The 15,252-nt window shown below is 65.3% G+C and carries 14 protein-coding genes; 7 read left to right on the forward strand and 7 right to left on the reverse strand.

What is annotated here, in order from left to right:
* The first annotated feature begins 6 nt into the window (after positions 1 to 6).
* Positions 7 to 1,386: an aspartate aminotransferase family protein gene (locus NKI69_RS19305; RefSeq protein ID WP_352722364.1), complete on the forward strand. Its 1,380-nt coding sequence runs from the start codon at positions 7 to 9 to the stop codon at positions 1,384 to 1,386.
* A gap of 9 nt (positions 1,387 to 1,395) precedes the next feature.
* Complete coding sequence (locus NKI69_RS19310; protein WP_352722365.1) at positions 1,396 to 2,499, forward strand: alcohol dehydrogenase family protein; 1,104 nt, start codon at positions 1,396 to 1,398, stop codon at positions 2,497 to 2,499.
* Between the two features lie 12 nt (positions 2,500 to 2,511).
* Here NKI69_RS19310 and ocd read toward each other — a convergent pair whose 3' ends face one another.
* From ocd to NKI69_RS19345, 7 genes are read right to left on the reverse strand one after another with little or no spacing between them, the layout of a single operon-like run.
* Positions 2,512 to 3,558 carry an ornithine cyclodeaminase gene (gene ocd / locus NKI69_RS19315; RefSeq protein ID WP_352610024.1) on the reverse strand — a complete coding sequence of 349 codons (1,047 nt, stop codon included), beginning with the start codon at positions 3,556 to 3,558 and terminating at the stop codon, positions 2,512 to 2,514.
* 29 nt (positions 3,559 to 3,587) lie between these two features.
* Positions 3,588 to 4,217: an FMN-binding negative transcriptional regulator gene (locus tag NKI69_RS19320; RefSeq protein WP_352722366.1), complete on the reverse strand. Its 630-nt coding sequence runs from the start codon at positions 4,215 to 4,217 to the stop codon at positions 3,588 to 3,590.
* Between the two features lie 4 nt (positions 4,218 to 4,221).
* The gene (locus tag NKI69_RS19325; protein WP_027035600.1) at positions 4,222 to 5,103 is read right to left on the reverse strand and encodes a branched-chain amino acid ABC transporter permease; all 882 of its coding nucleotides are present in this window, start codon (positions 5,101 to 5,103) and stop codon (positions 4,222 to 4,224) included.
* Positions 5,104 to 5,108: 5 nt separating this feature from the next.
* Positions 5,109 to 5,813: an ABC transporter ATP-binding protein gene (locus NKI69_RS19330; RefSeq protein ID WP_023809058.1), complete on the reverse strand. Its 705-nt coding sequence runs from the start codon at positions 5,811 to 5,813 to the stop codon at positions 5,109 to 5,111.
* Positions 5,814 to 5,817: 4 nt separating this feature from the next.
* Positions 5,818 to 6,984: an ABC transporter substrate-binding protein gene (locus NKI69_RS19335; protein ID WP_352722367.1), complete on the reverse strand. Its 1,167-nt coding sequence runs from the start codon at positions 6,982 to 6,984 to the stop codon at positions 5,818 to 5,820.
* Positions 6,985 to 7,028: 44 nt separating this feature from the next.
* Positions 7,029 to 8,870 (reverse strand): branched-chain amino acid ABC transporter ATP-binding protein/permease, encoded by a 1,842-nt coding sequence (locus NKI69_RS19340; protein WP_245486042.1) that lies wholly within the window; start codon positions 8,868 to 8,870, stop codon positions 7,029 to 7,031.
* Between the two features lie 14 nt (positions 8,871 to 8,884).
* Positions 8,885 to 10,051, reverse strand: a complete 1,167-nt coding sequence (locus tag NKI69_RS19345; protein WP_023809061.1) for an NAD(P)/FAD-dependent oxidoreductase — start codon at positions 10,049 to 10,051, stop codon at positions 8,885 to 8,887.
* A 145-nt stretch (positions 10,052 to 10,196) separates the two neighbouring features.
* Here NKI69_RS19345 and NKI69_RS19350 point away from each other — a divergent pair, with 145 nt between their 5' ends.
* The 5 genes from NKI69_RS19350 to NKI69_RS19370 are packed head-to-tail and all read left to right on the forward strand — an operon-like array spanning position 10,197 to position 15,178.
* Positions 10,197 to 11,135, forward strand: coding sequence for a MurR/RpiR family transcriptional regulator (locus NKI69_RS19350; RefSeq protein WP_352722368.1), 939 nt, complete (start codon positions 10,197 to 10,199; stop codon positions 11,133 to 11,135).
* The gene (locus tag NKI69_RS19355; protein ID WP_023809063.1) at positions 11,132 to 11,779 is read left to right on the forward strand and encodes a cysteine hydrolase family protein; all 648 of its coding nucleotides are present in this window, start codon (positions 11,132 to 11,134) and stop codon (positions 11,777 to 11,779) included. The genes NKI69_RS19350 and NKI69_RS19355 overlap by 4 nt, the downstream gene beginning before the upstream one ends.
* Positions 11,776 to 13,098, forward strand: coding sequence for a type I glutamate--ammonia ligase (locus tag NKI69_RS19360; RefSeq protein WP_352722369.1), 1,323 nt, complete (start codon positions 11,776 to 11,778; stop codon positions 13,096 to 13,098). Before NKI69_RS19355 ends, NKI69_RS19360 begins: the two co-directional genes overlap by 4 nt.
* Positions 13,098 to 13,865 (forward strand): N-formylglutamate amidohydrolase, encoded by a 768-nt coding sequence (locus NKI69_RS19365; protein WP_352722370.1) that lies wholly within the window; start codon positions 13,098 to 13,100, stop codon positions 13,863 to 13,865. Before NKI69_RS19360 ends, NKI69_RS19365 begins: the two co-directional genes overlap by 1 nt.
* Complete coding sequence (locus tag NKI69_RS19370) at positions 13,862 to 15,178, forward strand: aspartate aminotransferase family protein (protein WP_352553648.1); 1,317 nt, start codon at positions 13,862 to 13,864, stop codon at positions 15,176 to 15,178. The genes NKI69_RS19365 and NKI69_RS19370 overlap by 4 nt, the downstream gene beginning before the upstream one ends.
* Positions 15,179 to 15,252: the final 74 nt, after the last annotated feature.

Here is a 15,252-nt window from a genome sequence, read left to right on the forward strand (position 1 = left end):
AAAAGAATGCTCGACCAGTCCAACGAACTCGCCGCCTGGGATCGCGACCACTTCTTCCACCCCTCGACCCATATGGGAACGCATGCGCGGGGTGAAAGCCCGACGCGCATCATGGCCGGCGGTGAAGGCGTCACCGTGTGGGACAACAATGGCCGGAAGAGCCTCGATGCCTTCGCAGGCCTCTATTGTGTCAATGTCGGCTACGGCCGCCAGAAGATCGCTGATGCCATGGCCGCCCAGGCGAAGAACCTCGCTTACTACCACGCCTATGTCGGCCACGGCACCGAAGCCTCGATCACGCTGGCCAAGATGATCATCGACCGCGCGCCGCAGGGCATGTCGCGGGTCTATTTCGGCCTCTCCGGTTCCGACGCCAACGAAACCAACATCAAGCTGATCTGGTACTACAACAATGTGCTCGGACGGCCGGAGAAGAAGAAGATCATCTCGCGCTGGCGGGGCTATCACGGTTCGGGCGTGATGACCGGTTCGCTGACCGGGCTCGACCTGTTCCACAACGCCTTCGACCTGCCGCGCGCGCCGATCCTGCATACCGAGGCGCCTTATTATTTCCGCCGAGCCGACCGCTCGATGAGCGAAGAACAGTTCTCGCAGCATTGCGCCGACAAGCTCGAGGAGATGATCCTGGCCGAGGGTCCGGAAACCGTCGCGGCCTTCATCGGCGAGCCGATCCTCGGCACTGGCGGCATCGTGCCGCCGCCGGCAGGCTATTGGGAAAAGATCCAGGCGGTGCTTAAGAAGTACGACGTGCTTCTGGTCGCCGACGAAGTGGTGACGGGCTTCGGCCGGCTGGGCACCATGTTCGGCTCCGACCATTACGGCATCAAGCCGGACCTGATCACCATCGCCAAGGGCCTGACCTCGGCCTATGCGCCGCTGTCGGGCGTCATCGTCGCCGACAAGATGTGGCAGGTGCTGGTTGAGGGCTCCGACAAGCTCGGCTCGCTCGGCCATGGCTGGACCTATTCCGCGCACCCGATCTGCGTTGCCGCCGGCGTCGCCAATCTCGAACTGATCGACGAGATGGATCTTGTGACCAATGCCCGCGAGACCGGCGCCTTTTTCCGCGCCGAGCTGGCCAAGGCGGTCGGCGGTCACAAACATGTCGGTGACGTGCGCGGCGACGGCATGCTGGCGGCGGTCGAGTTCGTTGCCGACAAGGACGATCGGGTGTTCTTCGATGCTTCGCTCAAGATCGGACCGCAGGTTGCGACGACGCTTGCAGCAAGCGGGGTCATCGGCCGCGCCATGCCGCAGGGCGACATTCTCGGCTTTGCGCCGCCGCTCTGCCTGACCCGCGAAGAAGCCGACATCGTCGTTTCGAAGACCGCCGACGCGGTCAAGAGCGTGTTTGCCAATCTCTGAGATCGATCCATGAATGCCATGACCAAAACTGTCCCCGCCACCATGGCCGCCGTGCTGCTTACCGGGCACGGCGGACCGGAAAAGCTCATCTACCGCAGCGATGTCAAAGTGCCTGCGCCTGCGCCGGGTGAAGTGCTGGTGAAAGTCAGCGCCTGCGGGATGAACAACACCGACGTCTGGGTGCGCCAGGGCGCCTATGGCACAGAAGAGGACGCGGCTGCAGTGTCGACCTGGCGGCGTCAGGGCAACACTCTGAGCTTCCCGCGCATTCAGGGCACCGACACTGTCGGCACCATCGCCGCCGTTGGCGAAGGCGTGTCGCCTGATCGTATCGGCGAACGGGTGATGGTCGACTTCTCGATCTACAACCGCGACGACGATTCGCTCGCCGACATTGACTATATGGGCCACGGTCGCGATGGCGGTTACGCCGAGTACCAGGCCGTGCCGGCCGAGAATGCTCATGTCGTCGATACCGACATGACCGACGTCGAGCTCGCCACCTTCTGCTGCGCCTATCTGACCGGCGAACAGATGCTGGAACGCGCCGCGCTCAAGGCTGGCGAGCGCGTGCTGGTCACCGGCGCCTCGGGCGGTGTCGGCTCCGGCATCGTGCAGCTGGCACGGGCGCGCGGCGCCATCCCCTATGCCGTCGTCGGCAAGGGCAAGGAGCAGGCGGTGCGCGACATCGGCGCCGAGGCTGTCATCACCCGTGGCGTTGCCGACCTGCCGCATGCCGTGAACGAGGCGACCGGAGGCCAGCCGATCGACGTTGTCGCCGACCTTGTTGGCGGTGCCATCTTCAATGACCTCCTGCGTATTCTCAGGCCCGAGGGCCGCTACACCACGGCTGGCGCAATCGCCGGCCCGGTCGTGCAGCTCGATCTCAGGACCATGTACCTGAAGCAATTGCAGTTGCATGGCTCGAGCCAAGGCACGCGCGCGGATTTCCGCCGCATCGTCGGGCACATCGAGGCGAAAAAGATCCGGCCGCTGGTCGGCGGCGTCTACAAGCTCTCCGATTTCCACCATGCGCAAGCGGATTTCATCGCCAAGGATTTCGTCGGCAAGCTGGTAGTGGTGCCGGATGCCATGTGGGGTTCGGCTATCTGAACGACCGATGTCTCAACCCTGCTGGGCCGCCCGCAGCAGCATGCCGAACAGGTCGCGCGGCTCGTCGGGGTCGGCCAGCATGTCGAGTTCCTGATAGAGGCCGGTCGAGCGCAGTTGATCCCTGACGTAACGCAGTGCCGAAAAATCCTCGATGGCGAAACCGACCGAATCAAACAGCGTGATCTGCCCGGGATCGCGCCGGCCTTGCACGGCGCCTGACATCACCTGCCACAGCTCGGTCACCTTGTGATCTGGTGCAAGCTGCTGGATCTCGCCCTCGATGCGGGTCTGCGGCGGATATTCGACGAAGATGTCGGAGCGCAGCAGGATATCGCGGTGCAGTTCGGTCTTGCCGGGACAGTCGCCACCGACGGCGTTGATGTGCACGCCGGAGCCGACCATGTTGTCGGTGAGGATGGTGGCGTACTGCTTGTCGGCGGTGACGGTGGTGATGATGTCGGCCCCTTCTACCGCCTCTTGCGCGGTGCCGCAGGCGACCATGTCGAAGCCGAGGCCGGCCAGATTGCGGATGCATTTTTCGGTGGCCTTGCGATCGATGTCGTAAAGCCTCAGCCTGTCGACGCCGAGCAGCGCCTTGAAGGCTACCGCCTGGAATTCGGCCTGAGCGCCGTTGCCGATCAGCGCCATGCAGTCGGAGCCAGTCGGCGCCAGGTACTTGGCGGCCAGGGCCGACATCGCCGCCGTGCGCAGCGCGGTCAGGATGGTCATTTCCGACAGCAATACGGGGTAGCCATTGTGGACATCGGCGAGCATGCCGAAGGCGGTCACCGTCTGGCGGCCCTCGCGCATGTTCTTGGGGTGCCCGTTGACATATTTGAAGCCATAGACCTCGCCGTCGCTGGTCGGCATCAGCTCGATGACGCCTTCGGCGCTGTGCGAGGCGACGCGCGGCGTCTTGTCGAACAGTTCCCAGCGGCGGAAATCGTCCTCGATGTAGCCTGAGAGTTCGACGAGGAAGCGCTCGACGCCGATCTTCAGCACCAGCTTCATCATGTGGTCGACGCTGACGAAGGGGACGATGTTGAGATTGGGAATCATTTTTTCTTGTCCTTGCCGCATGCAGCCGGTCAGTCCTGGCGATGCGCGTTGTGCGTCTTCATCATCGTTGCCAGCGCAGGGTCATTTTGCTCCAGCGCCCTGATGGCTCCGCCTGTGTCGTAGAGGCGCTCATCCTGACCCATCTTGAACTTGGCCTCGAGCCGATCGATCGGCAGGTCAAACCCTATGATACCAGGTATGCGCCGCTCCATGCCGCCAGGGCCGAGCTCGCGCATGCGCCAGCGATCCTCGCGATCTTTCTCCAGCACGTCGACAAGCTGCAAGAGATGCCGGGCGGTGGCATGATCGTCGAGCGGAACCGGATGCCCATGGCAATGCACGACAGCAAAATTCCAGGTCGGCGCGCTGTCGCGCACCGGGTTGCGCGGATACCAGGACGGCGAGATGTAGCCATGTGGGCCGTGGAAGATAGCGACCGTCTCCCTGCCTTCGCTGATCAAGGTGCTGTGCGGATTGGCCCTGGCGAGATGCGAGACCAGCGTTCCGTTTTCACCACGCGGGCGATCGAGCACGAAGGGAAGATGCGAGACGACAAGGCCCTGCGGTCCCGCTGTCACCACCGTCGCGAAGGCCGCAGCCTCGATCAGGCCGAACACCTCGTCCGACGACAGCGGCGCAAATTCAGGCTTGGTATACATCAGGTCAGCTTCGCTGAGCGCGAACCGCCGGGATCAGGCCTTGCGGGCGAACCAGCAGTACCGCGATGACCCCCGACAGCACGATGGCATCGCGGTAGGGCGCGATCGCTCCCGGAAGCGTCGCCTGCAACAAAACCTCGATGATGCCGAGCAGAAAACCGCCGGCGACAGCACCGGGCAAGCTGCCGAGCCCGCCGACGACGGCGGCGATGAAGGCCTTCAGCACCGGCGTAAAGCCCATCAGCGGATCGACTGAGGCACGCTGCGCCACCCACAGCATGGCCGCCAGCCCGGCAAGCAGGCCGGAGAGCAGGAAGGCGGTGGCGATGATGCGGCTGGCCGGAATGCCCATCAGGCGCACGACGTCGAAATCTTCCGCCGCGGCGCGCATCGCCGTGCCGGTCACCGAGCGGCGAAGGAAGACTTCCAGCGCAATCAGCGCCAGTGCGGAGACGACGATGGAGATGCTGGGACCGACGCCGATGGTGAAATCGCCGAAGGAGAAGGCGCCGGTCATCCAACCGGGCATGGCGACAGCTTGCGGCCGCGCCGAAATGCCGTTCTGGAATACGACCTTCAACAGGCTGGAGACGGCAAAGCTGGTCAACAGCAGGCTGGTGACGCTGGCGCCGCGCATCGGCCTGAATGCGATACGCTCCATGGCGACAGCGGCGAGCGCGCCGCAGGAGACGGCGACAAGCACGGCTACCGGGAAGGGAAAGCCGAGCACCAGCGAGGCCAGAAGCGCGTAGCCCGACAGCGTCATCAGCTCGCCATGGGCGAAGTTGATGAGGCCGACGATGGAAAAGACGATCGCCAGCCCGAGCGCCAGCAGCGCATAGACGCCGCCGAGGCTCACCGCATTGATGATCTGCTGCGCGATCATGCTTCTCAAGCTCCCAAATAGGCCTGGCGGACGAGGTCCGAGGAGGCGAGTTCTTTTGCCGTGCCGGCCAGCACCACTTCGCCATTGGCGAGCACGACGGCGCGGTCGGCGATTTCGAGCGCCAGCGCCACATTCTGTTCGACCAGAAGGATGGTCAGGCCCTTGCGGCGCAGTTCGGCGATCAGGTCGAAGACGGTGTCGATCAGTTGCGGGGCAAGGCCGAGCGAGGGCTCGTCGAGCAGGATCATGCGCGGCTTGCCCATCAGCGCGCGGGCGATGGCCAGCATCTGCTGTTCGCCGCCCGACAGATTGCCGCCCTTGACCCGGTGGTAGCGGCGCAGGATCGGGAACAACTCCAGCATCTCCTCCTCGCGCAGCCTTGCCTCGGCCGCCGGCTGATGCACCGCGCCGCCGAGACGCAGATTGTCGGCCACCGTCAGGCTGGCGAAGATACGGCGGCCTTCGGGAACCAGCGCGACGCCCTTGCGGGCTATCGCCTCCGGCGCCAGGCCGGTGATGTCGACACCGTCGAAGACCACCTTGCCGGATGCCGCCGGCACCAACCCGGCGACGGCACCGAGCGTCGAGCTCTTGCCGGCGCCGTTGGCACCGACCAGCGCGATGATCTCGCCGCTGCCGACGGTGAGGTCGACGCGGCGCACCGCCTCGACCTCGCCGTACCGGATTTTCAGGGCTTCGACGCTCAGCATGATATCACGGCGCCGGAACGTCGGCGGCGTCGGGGATCAGGGTCTCGACATGCTTGCCCTCGCCGCCCTCGTAGCGCATCAGCGCCACTGGCCGCAGCGGCATGCGATCAGTGCCGGCATAGGTGATCTTGCCGGTGATGCCTTCGAAATCCTTGAGGCCGGCGATGGCGTCGCGGATCGCCTTCGGGTCGTCGGAGCCGGCCGTCTTGACCGCCTGGTCGAGGATCAGGCCGATCTCGTAGCCATTGACCTCATAGGTCGATTCCGGTGCGTGGCCGGCATATTTGGTGAAGGCGGCGTTGAAGGCCTCGAGCTTGCTGCCTGGCTCGGCATAGCCGGCCGCGGTGTAGACGACGCCGTCGACCAATTTGCCGAGCGCCTTGATGGTCGGCGTGCCGATGGCATCGGCGCCATAGACCGGGATGGTGACGCCGGCGCCGCGCAATTGCTGGACGAAGGCCGGGAAATCCGGCTCGTAGGCCGCCGTCATGATCAGGTCGGGCTTGTCGGCCAGGCCCTTGATGTTGGTGATCTCGGCGGAAAAGTCGGGCTGGCCCATGCTGAAGGTGCCGCGGCCGACAATGGCGCCGCCCTTCTTCTCGAACACTTTGCCGAAATATTCCGGCAGATTGGCGGTGTAGGTGGAGTCCGGCGAGGTCAGCAGGAACACCTTCTTCTTGCCTTCGGAGACGGCAAAGTCGGCGACCGCCGTCGCCTGCACATTGTCGGCCGGATAGGTGCCGAACATGACGTCGCCGACCGCGCCGGTCAGCACCGGGGCGGAGCCGCACAGCGTCAGGGTCGGAATGCCGAGCGGCTGGGTGAGCTGGCCGGCGGAAATCGAGGGATCGGCATCGCACGGCGTGATCATGATCTTGGCGCCGGCGTCGATCAGCTCCTGGGCGACGGTGGCGGTCTGCGCGGTATCGGAGCGCGTGTCCTTGATCAAAAGCTTGACGGTGTATTTGCCGCCGAGCCCGCCCTTGGCGTTGAGTTCGTCGAGCGACATGCGCAGGCCGGCAAGTGCCGGCTGGTCGTAAGGGGCAAGGCCGCCGGTCTGCGCGGTCGCGGCACCGATGATGATCTCCTCGGCGCTGGCCGTCGAAATGGCGGCGATGCCGAACACGGCAGCGCACAGGGCGGCGCGATGGAGGCGATAGAGGCTTGGCATGTCGGTTCTCCTTCTGGATTTTTATGATTGGTTGTCGTTGCAGGTCATGCGGTCTGGTTTTCAGCTGTTGCGGTCTTGGCACGCGCCGTGCGGCTGCCGAGATAGGCGGCGATCACGGCGGGGTTCTTCTGGACGTCGCCGGGCGTGCCGTCAGCGATGACGCGGCCATGATCGATGACGACGATGCGCTCGCACAAATTCATCACCAGCCGCATGTCGTGTTCGATCAGCACGACGCCGATGCGGCGCTCCGCGCGAACCGTCGATAGAATCGAGACCAGTTCGGCGGTCTCGACGGCGTTCATGCCGGCGGCCGGCTCGTCGAGCAGCAGGAAGCGTGGCCTCAACACCAGGGCGCGTGCCACTTCGAGCCGGCGGCGCTGGCCATAGGCAAGCCTGGCGGCCGGCTGATCGGCAAATCTCTCCAGCCCCATGCGCGCAAGCTCGCTCATCGCCGCCGCCTCGGCATGGCCGAGATCAGGTTCCACCTGGCGTGCTGCGACAACGACATTTTCGAGCACCGTCATGTGCGGAAAAACGCGGATGTTCTGGAAGGTGCGGGCAACGCCGGAGCGGGCGAAGCGAAAGGCCGAAGCCTGCCGCACCGCGCCGCCGACAGACACTGTGCCGGTGCTTGGCTGGACATCACCGGCCAGCATGTTGAGCAGCGTGGTCTTGCCGGCGCCATTGGGACCGATAATGCCGGTGATGCTGTCTGTCCCGAAGCTCAAACTGACGTCATCGACGGCAACGACGCCGGCATAGCGGCGCGACAGATGGTCGGCGGTGAGCCGGTCACTCTCGACATGCTGCGGAGGTGCCGCCGAAGCCGTCACGGCCTGGCGTCCCGGCCGGCGCAAAAGGTTGAGCTCACGCTCGCCGAACAGACCGGTCGGGCGTCGCCAGATGACCAGGATCATGGCGATGGCCAGCACGCCCTGGGTCAAGCCGAACAGGACAGGCAGATGCAGGCCGAGCACCTCGCCGCCGCCCTCGAAGCGGCGCACCACTTCGACCAAAACGATGGTGACGATGACGCCGGCGAAAGCGCCGAGCGACGAGGTCATGCCGCCGACGATCAGCATGGCGAGCATGGTGAAGCCGAGGTCGAAATAGAAATCGCGCGGCGAAAACGCGCCAAGGAATTGCGCCATCATGGCGCCGGCGGCCATGGCGGCGACGACGCCCGCCACCCAGGCGGCCAGACGCGCCGTGCGCTGGTCGACGCCGACGGCGGCCGCACCACGCTCGTCATTGGCGGCGGCGCGGGTGGCAAGGCCGAAGGAGGTTTCGCGAAACAACCTCGCCGCCACCAGCGCCACCGAAGCGACAGCGGCAGCCGTCCACAGCCCGACCTCGCGCGGCACGCCGTAAAATGGCTGGCTGCCGCGGGTGATTTCGCGTCCGGCGACCAGCAGCGTGTAGACGATGATCAGCATGGCAAGCGTTGCGATCGAAGCGCTCGATCCGGAAAGCCTGAGCAGCGGCGTGCCGGTCAACAGGCCGACGATGACCGCGAGAGCAAGGACGACGGCCAGCGCCGCGACAAAGGAGAGTTGATGGCCTGCGAGGAATTGCGGCAGGTCGCGCAGCGCCGTTCGCTGCAATGCGGTCGGCATGGTGAGGATGCCCGTAGCGTAGGCGCCGAGGCCGACAAAGGCGGCCTGGCCGAACGAGACGATGCCGCTGTTGCCGGAGAATATCTGCAGGCCAAGCACCGCCGTCAGCATGATCGCTGCATAGGTGACCACACGTTGCATGGCGGCGCTGCCGAAGACAAAGGCGGCAAGCGCCACCAGCAGCAGCACCGCGACCATGCACAGGGCATCGGCGGTGGCGTTGCGAAACGCGGCCGGCATGAGGCCGCGTGAGTTGCTCTCGCTCATCGTCGGCGACGCCATCACGCGGCCCTGAAGCGATCGGGCGAAAACGGCGCCAGGATCGGCTGTGCTCCCTCGGTGACCAGCCTGGCCACGGCCTCGCCGACGGCTGGACCGGTCTTAAAGCCGTGGCCGGAGGATCCGGCAGAAACGACCAGCCCTTCGACCCCAGGCATGGCGCCGATGACAGGCAGATCGTCGGGGCTCATGTCGTAGAGCCCGGCATAGCCGGGGCGGATGCCAAGTTCGGCCATGGCCGGCAAGCGGGTGGCGAAGGTCTCCAGGATCTCGACCGATTCAGCTTCCTCGACACCTTCCATGTAGTTGTCGGGATTTTCGACAAGGCGCGGACGGCCTGCATGCTCATGGCGCAGGCCGGTGCCGCCGCCGGCCCAGGTGCCGGCCAGGATGACGCCGTCATTGTCGGGCCGTGCATAGTTGCAGGAAATGTCGTCGCACCAGGCGAACGGCATGACCTGCCTTGCCTTGCCGGCAGCGTCCAGCACGGCCATCGGATGGCGCTCGACATGCAATGGCAGATCCAGGCCCACTGTCGCCAGCAGCCGGCGCGTCCATGGCCCGGCGGCCAGGACGACGGTACCGGCTTCCAGCACCGTTCCATCGGTCAAGGTGACGCCGGTGATGCGGTCGCCCTGCCGCTGGAGGCTCTCGACCAACGTGTTCTGCATGATCCCAGCACCGTTGGCGCGGGCGGCACGGGCGATGGCGTTGGTGGCGCCGAAGGCATCGGCGTAGCCATATTCCGGCTCCCACAGCGCCATTGCGACATTGTCCAGGACAAAGCCGGGTGCCGCGTCGGCAAAGGCCTGCGGCGACAATGTCTCGATGCGCGCGCCCTCGCCGCGGATGCGTTCGGCTGCCGCCGTCCAACTCACCTTGTTGTCGTTGCCGCAGACCCACATCATGCCGATTTCGGTGACAAAGGATCCTTCGCCCGCGATTTCCGGCAGCGACACCAGGATCTCTCGGCCACGGATGGACAGCTGCGACAGTTCCGGCATCAGGTAGAAGGCGTGCAGCAGCGCCGACGATTTGCCCGACGGGCCGCCGGCGGGGTGGGTCTGCTCGACCAACGTGACCTTCACACCGGCCTTGGCCAGATGATAGGCGGCGCTCGATCCGACAATACCGGCACCGACGACGATGACGTCGCTTCCGTTTCGCATGGCTGTTCCCCACAGTCTCTTGGCTGCTTTCCGACAAGGTAGGGCCAGCGATCACACAATGTCAACATCTCTTCATTGTTGACCAAGATTTAAATCTCTGTAATAAACTCGACAAAACAAGAGAACATGGATTTCGGGGAGGCCCATGGCGATACGCGATGTTCTGATGCGCGGGGATCTTGCGCTGACGCCGTCGGAAGAGAAGATCGTCCGGCTGCTGTTGACGGACTATCCGACCTCCGGCCTCGGCACCGCTTCGTCGCTTGCGCGGCGCGCTGGCGTCAGCGATCCGACCGTGGTGAGGCTGGTCGTAAAACTCGGCTATGAAGGGTTTCCGGATTTCCAGGCGAAGCTTCTGGCCGAAGTCGAGGCAAGACTGCACTCGCCGCTGCTGATGATGGAGGCCAAGCGGCAGAGCGGTTCCAACGACAGCGCCGTGCTGGCCTATCTTGATAGCGTCACCACGGCCTTGCAGAAAGCCACCGCCGCGACACCCATCCAGACATACGAACGGGCGGCCCGCCTGCTGATGGAGGTCAAGGGCGAGGTCGTGCTGGTTGGCGGCCGGTTCAGCCGCCACATCGCCGGCATGCTGGCCGGCTATCTCGTGCAGTTTCGCTCCGGGGTTCGCGATCTTGGTGTGCTCTCCCCGCAGACCTTCGACACGCTCGCCGACCTCGACCGCCGCGACGTGCTCGTCGTGTTCGACTATCGCCGCTATCAGCTTGATGTGATGGCCTATGCGAGCCAAGCGGCGGCGCTCAATGTGCGCATCGTCCTGTTCACCGACCAATGGCTGTCGCCGATATCAGATCTCGCCGAAGTCACCATCGTCAGCCCGCTCGAAGTCGCCTCGCCCTACGACACGCTGGCGCCGGCGATCGCCCAGATGGAGGCGCTGGTCGCCCATATCGTTTCGACGCTGGGCGACGAGGCCCGCGCCCGCATCGAGCGGCTCGAAAGCGTGCGACATGCCAATGCCGTGACGCTCGACAGCGACCCGCAAGAGAACGGCGCGCGCAAGATACCCGGACCCCGCAAGACGCCGGGACCCAAATCAGCAAAGCAGGACGACAAAGCATGACCCAGGCCCTACCCAAACGAGACGAAGCCTTCCGTGCCGGCGAAACGGCACTGCTGCTCGTCGACATGCAGCGCATCTGGCTGGAGCCGGGCGCCGATCCGTCGCATCCGGAGCGTGGCCCCGATCACTATTTCTACCGGCAGACATCCTCGCGGACGATCCCCAACCAGGAGCGCCTGCTGGCCGCGGCGCGGGCCAATGGCGTCGAGGTGCTGCACACCATCATCCAGAGCCTGACCGAAGACGGCCGCGACCGCTCGCTCGACCACAAGCTGACGCCGATCCATATTGCACCCAGCCTCCCCGAGGGACTGCCGGTGGCATCGCTGGCGCCGGTTGGCGACGAGATCATGCTGCCGAAGACGTCGTCGGGCATCTTCAATTCGACCAATGTCGACTATCTCCTCAAGAACCTCGGCATCCGCTATCTCGTCGTGGTCGGCGTGCTGACCGATCAATGCGTCGACATGGCGGTGCGCGACGGCGCCGACCGCGGCTATCTCGTCACCTGCGTATCGGATGCTTGCGCCACCATCACCCAGGAACGCCACGACATCGCGCTCAAGGCCTTCGGCGGCTACTGCTGGGTGGCCGACACCGACACGGTCGTCGACCGCTTCAACGCTTTGGGAAAACCGGCATGACATCGACCGTCGAGCCTCTGGTTGCCGTCGTCACCACGGATCTCTCCGCCGTCACGCGGGGCCGTTTCGTTGCCGAAAGCAAGTTGCAGAAGACCGCCACGACCGGGGTCGGCTGGCTGCAGGCCAATCTGTCGCTGACGCCGTTCAACTCGATCGTCGATCCCAACCCCTGGGGCTCGTCGGGCGACCTGCGGCTGATCCCCGATCTCAAGGCGCGCTTTCGCACGACACGCACCGGATCGGCGACGCCGTTCGACATGGTCGCCGGCGACATCGTCGAGCTCGACGGCAGCCCATGGCTCGGCTGCACCCGCACGATGCTCAAAGAGGCGTCGGCCGATTTGAAAGCCGCGACCGGCCTGTCGGTCATCGCCGCCTTCGAGCATGAATTCAACGTCGCCGACGGCGGCTTCGCGCCGGCGCATTCGATGTCTTTCGCCGCGCTCAGGCGAACCGACCCCTTCGCGCCCAACCTGATGGCGGCGCTGGAGGAGGCCGGCGTCGCACCCGAAGTGGTCATCGCCGAATTCGGCGACGAGCAGTTCGAGGTGACGCACGAGCCGGCGGACGCGCTGACGGCAGCCGACCGCGCCGTCGCCATCCGCGAAATCACGCGCGAACTGGCGCGCAATGCCGGCTGGCGTGCGAGCTTCGCGCCCAAGACAGCGCCAACTGCCGTCGGCAACGGCGTCCACATCCATTTCAGCTTCGTCGACGAGGCCGGCAAGCCGGTGACATACGATCCAACGCAGCCCGGAGGTCTTTCCGCCAAAGCCGGCGCCTTCTGTGCCGGCGTGCTGCGCCATCTGCCTGGAATGACCGCGATGACGGCGTCGAGCGTGTCGTCCTTCTACCGGCTGAAGCCGCACAGCTGGAGTTCGTCCTACACCTGGCTTGCCGACCGCGACCGCGAGGCGTCGCTGCGCATCTGCCCGACTGTGACGATGGGCGGACGCGATCCGGCGCGGCAGTACAATATCGAGTACCGGGCGGCGGACGCCACCGGCAATCCCTATCTGTCGCTGGCAGCGATCATCCGCGCCGGGCTGGAAGGACTGAAGGCGGACTTGCCGTCGCCGCCGCTGGTCACCGGCGACCCGACGCTGATGAGCGAGGCGGAGCGCGCAAGTCTCGGTCTGGTGCGCCTGCCCGAAACCCTGCCGGCGGCGCTAGACGCTCTGCTGGCCGACGGCACCGTGACGGGATGGTTCGCGCCTGTCTTCATCGAAACCTTCGTCGGCCTCAAACGACATGAAGTCGAGCGTCTTGCCGGTCTCGATCCGGCCTCCATCTGCGATCTCTACCGGACGCTCTATTGATGACCGCACGGACCGAAAAAGATTGGCCGGAGGCCGTCGAGGTCCTCAACGAGCACGGCCGCTCCGATATCGTGCTGTTGTGCGAGCATGCCTCCAACCACATGCCGGCCGAGTATCGACAGCTCGGCCTCGATGCCAATCATCTGCAGCGCCACATCGCCTGGGATATCGGCGCCGCCGAGGTGACCCGCCTGCTGTCCGCGAAGCTCGATTCACCAGCTTTCCTCAGCGGCTACTCCCGGCTGCTGATCGACCTCAACCGGCCGCTCAATACCCAGGGCAGCATTCCGGTGCTGTCGGAAGATACCGGCATTCCCGGCAATGTCGGCATCGACGCGACGGAGCGGACCCGGCGTGCCGAGATCATCTTTTCGCCGTTTCATGACCGGGTGACCGCCCATCTCGATGGCCGGGCACAGGCAGGCCGGCAGACCCGGATCGTGACGATCCATTCCTTCACGCCGGTCTTCCTCGGTGTCAGCAGGCCCTGGCATGCCGGCGTGCTGCATGACCATGCAAGCGGTCTCGCCGAAGCGATCCTTTCGGGCCTGCGCACCGACGCGGCGCTCAATGTCGCGGCCAACGTGCCCTATGTGATCAGCCGCGACGCCGACTACGCCGTGCCCATCCATGGCGACGATCGCGGCATCGCCGCCGTCCTCATCGAGATCCGGCAGGACCTTTTGTCGACACGGCGCGGCATCGAGGAATGGGCGGACCGGCTGGCGGCGGCACTGCCGGCACAGAAGGCGGAGAAAGTGTCGTGAGCAATCTCAGCTTGCGCGAACGTGACGCCGCGACCATCGCCCAGATCGGCAAGCTGCGTTTCTCGCCGCTCAGCGTCATCGGCGGCCGGGGCAACCGGCTGATCGAGGAAGACGGCCGCTCCTTGCTCGACCTGTCGGGATCGGCCGGTCCGGCGGTGCTCGGCTACGGCCATCCGGCCATCGTCGAAGCGGTCGAGACGTCGATCCGCGACATGGCCGGCGCCAGCCTGCTGCTCTACCCGAACGAGCCCGCCGTATCGCTGGCGGAGCGGCTGCTGGCGATTACGCCCGGAGAAGGCGAACGGCGCGTCTGGTTCGGCCATTCCGGGTCGGATGCCAACGACTGCGCGGTGCGCGTGCTGCAGGCGGCCACCGGCCGTTCGCGCTTCATCTCGTTCATCGGCTCCTATCACGGAAATCTCTCCGGCTCGATGGGCATCAGCGGCCATACCGCCATGACCCACACGCTACCCCGGCCGGGCGTGCTTCTGCTGCCCTATCCCGATCCGTACCGCCCGAATTTCAGCAGCGAGGACGTGCTTGCCCTGCTCGACTACCAGTTCGAGACCACCTGCCCGCCGCATCAGGTCGCGGCGGTGTTCATCGAGCCGTTGATGTCGGATGGCGGGCTGATCGTGCCACCGCCTGGCTTTCTCAAGGCATTGCAGGAGCGTTGCCGCAGGCACGACATCAAGATTGTCGTCGACGAGGTCAAGGTCGGGCTCGCTCGCAGCGGCATGATGCACTGCTTCCAGCATGAAGGACTGACGCCGGACCTCGTCGTCTTCGGCAAAGGCATCGGCGGTGGCTTGCCGTTGTCCGCCGTGATCGGCCCTAAGGAGATCATGGACCATGCGCCGGCCTTCGCGCTGCAGACAACCGCCGGCAATCCGGTGGCGACATCGGCCGGCAACGCGGTGCTGAAGACGATCGAGACGGACGGCCTGGTCGAGCGCTCGGCGCGGATCGGCATGCTGTTTTCCGACGCGCTGCGAGCCCTTGCCGCCAGGCATGAGATCATCGGTGATGTGCGCGGGCGCGGCCTTGCCATCGGCGTCGACCTGGTCAAGGACCGCACGACACGTGAGCCGGTTGCGGCGGCGACCACGGCCAAGATCATCTATCGCGGCTATGAGCTGGGTGCAGCCTTCACCTATGTCGGGTTGAAGGCCAATGTGCTGGAGTTCATGCCACCGCTGACGCTGACGGAAGACGAAGTGGCGGAGGGCGTGGCGATCGTCGACCAGGCGATCGCCGACGTCAACGCCGGCGAGGTCTCGGACGCGGACGTCGCCTCCTTCATGATGTGGTGAACAGAAAGGCGCGGCCACGGCTGCGGCAGAAATTGCCTAGAGCAGTTCACCGTTTCACGGAAACGGCGACCCGC

The organism is Mesorhizobium sp. M0491, assembly GCF_040321265.1.
GTDB lineage: Bacteria > Pseudomonadota > Alphaproteobacteria > Rhizobiales > Rhizobiaceae > Mesorhizobium.

Excerpts from the sequence above, each read along its gene's own strand:
- NKI69_RS19305 (WP_352722364.1), top strand. The coding sequence starts at position 7 with ATGCTCGACCAGTCCAACGAACTCGCCGCCTGGGATCGCGACCACTTC.
- NKI69_RS19310 (WP_352722365.1), top strand. The coding sequence starts at position 1,396 with ATGAATGCCATGACCAAAACTGTCCCCGCCACCATGGCCGCCGTGCTG.
- ocd (WP_352610024.1), bottom strand. The coding sequence starts at position 3,558 with ATGATTCCCAATCTCAACATCGTCCCCTTCGTCAGCGTCGACCACATG.
- NKI69_RS19320 (WP_352722366.1), bottom strand. The coding sequence starts at position 4,217 with ATGTATACCAAGCCTGAATTTGCGCCGCTGTCGTCGGACGAGGTGTTC.
- NKI69_RS19325 (WP_027035600.1), bottom strand. The coding sequence starts at position 5,103 with ATGATCGCGCAGCAGATCATCAATGCGGTGAGCCTCGGCGGCGTCTAT.
- NKI69_RS19330 (WP_023809058.1), bottom strand. The coding sequence starts at position 5,813 with ATGCTGAGCGTCGAAGCCCTGAAAATCCGGTACGGCGAGGTCGAGGCG.
- NKI69_RS19335 (WP_352722367.1), bottom strand. The coding sequence starts at position 6,984 with ATGCCAAGCCTCTATCGCCTCCATCGCGCCGCCCTGTGCGCTGCCGTG.
- NKI69_RS19340 (WP_245486042.1), bottom strand. The coding sequence starts at position 8,870 with ATGAGCGAGAGCAACTCACGCGGCCTCATGCCGGCCGCGTTTCGCAAC.
- NKI69_RS19345 (WP_023809061.1), bottom strand. The coding sequence starts at position 10,051 with ATGCGAAACGGAAGCGACGTCATCGTCGTCGGTGCCGGTATTGTCGGA.
- NKI69_RS19350 (WP_352722368.1), top strand. The coding sequence starts at position 10,197 with ATGGCGATACGCGATGTTCTGATGCGCGGGGATCTTGCGCTGACGCCG.
- NKI69_RS19355 (WP_023809063.1), top strand. The coding sequence starts at position 11,132 with ATGACCCAGGCCCTACCCAAACGAGACGAAGCCTTCCGTGCCGGCGAA.
- NKI69_RS19360 (WP_352722369.1), top strand. The coding sequence starts at position 11,776 with ATGACATCGACCGTCGAGCCTCTGGTTGCCGTCGTCACCACGGATCTC.
- NKI69_RS19365 (WP_352722370.1), top strand. The coding sequence starts at position 13,098 with ATGACCGCACGGACCGAAAAAGATTGGCCGGAGGCCGTCGAGGTCCTC.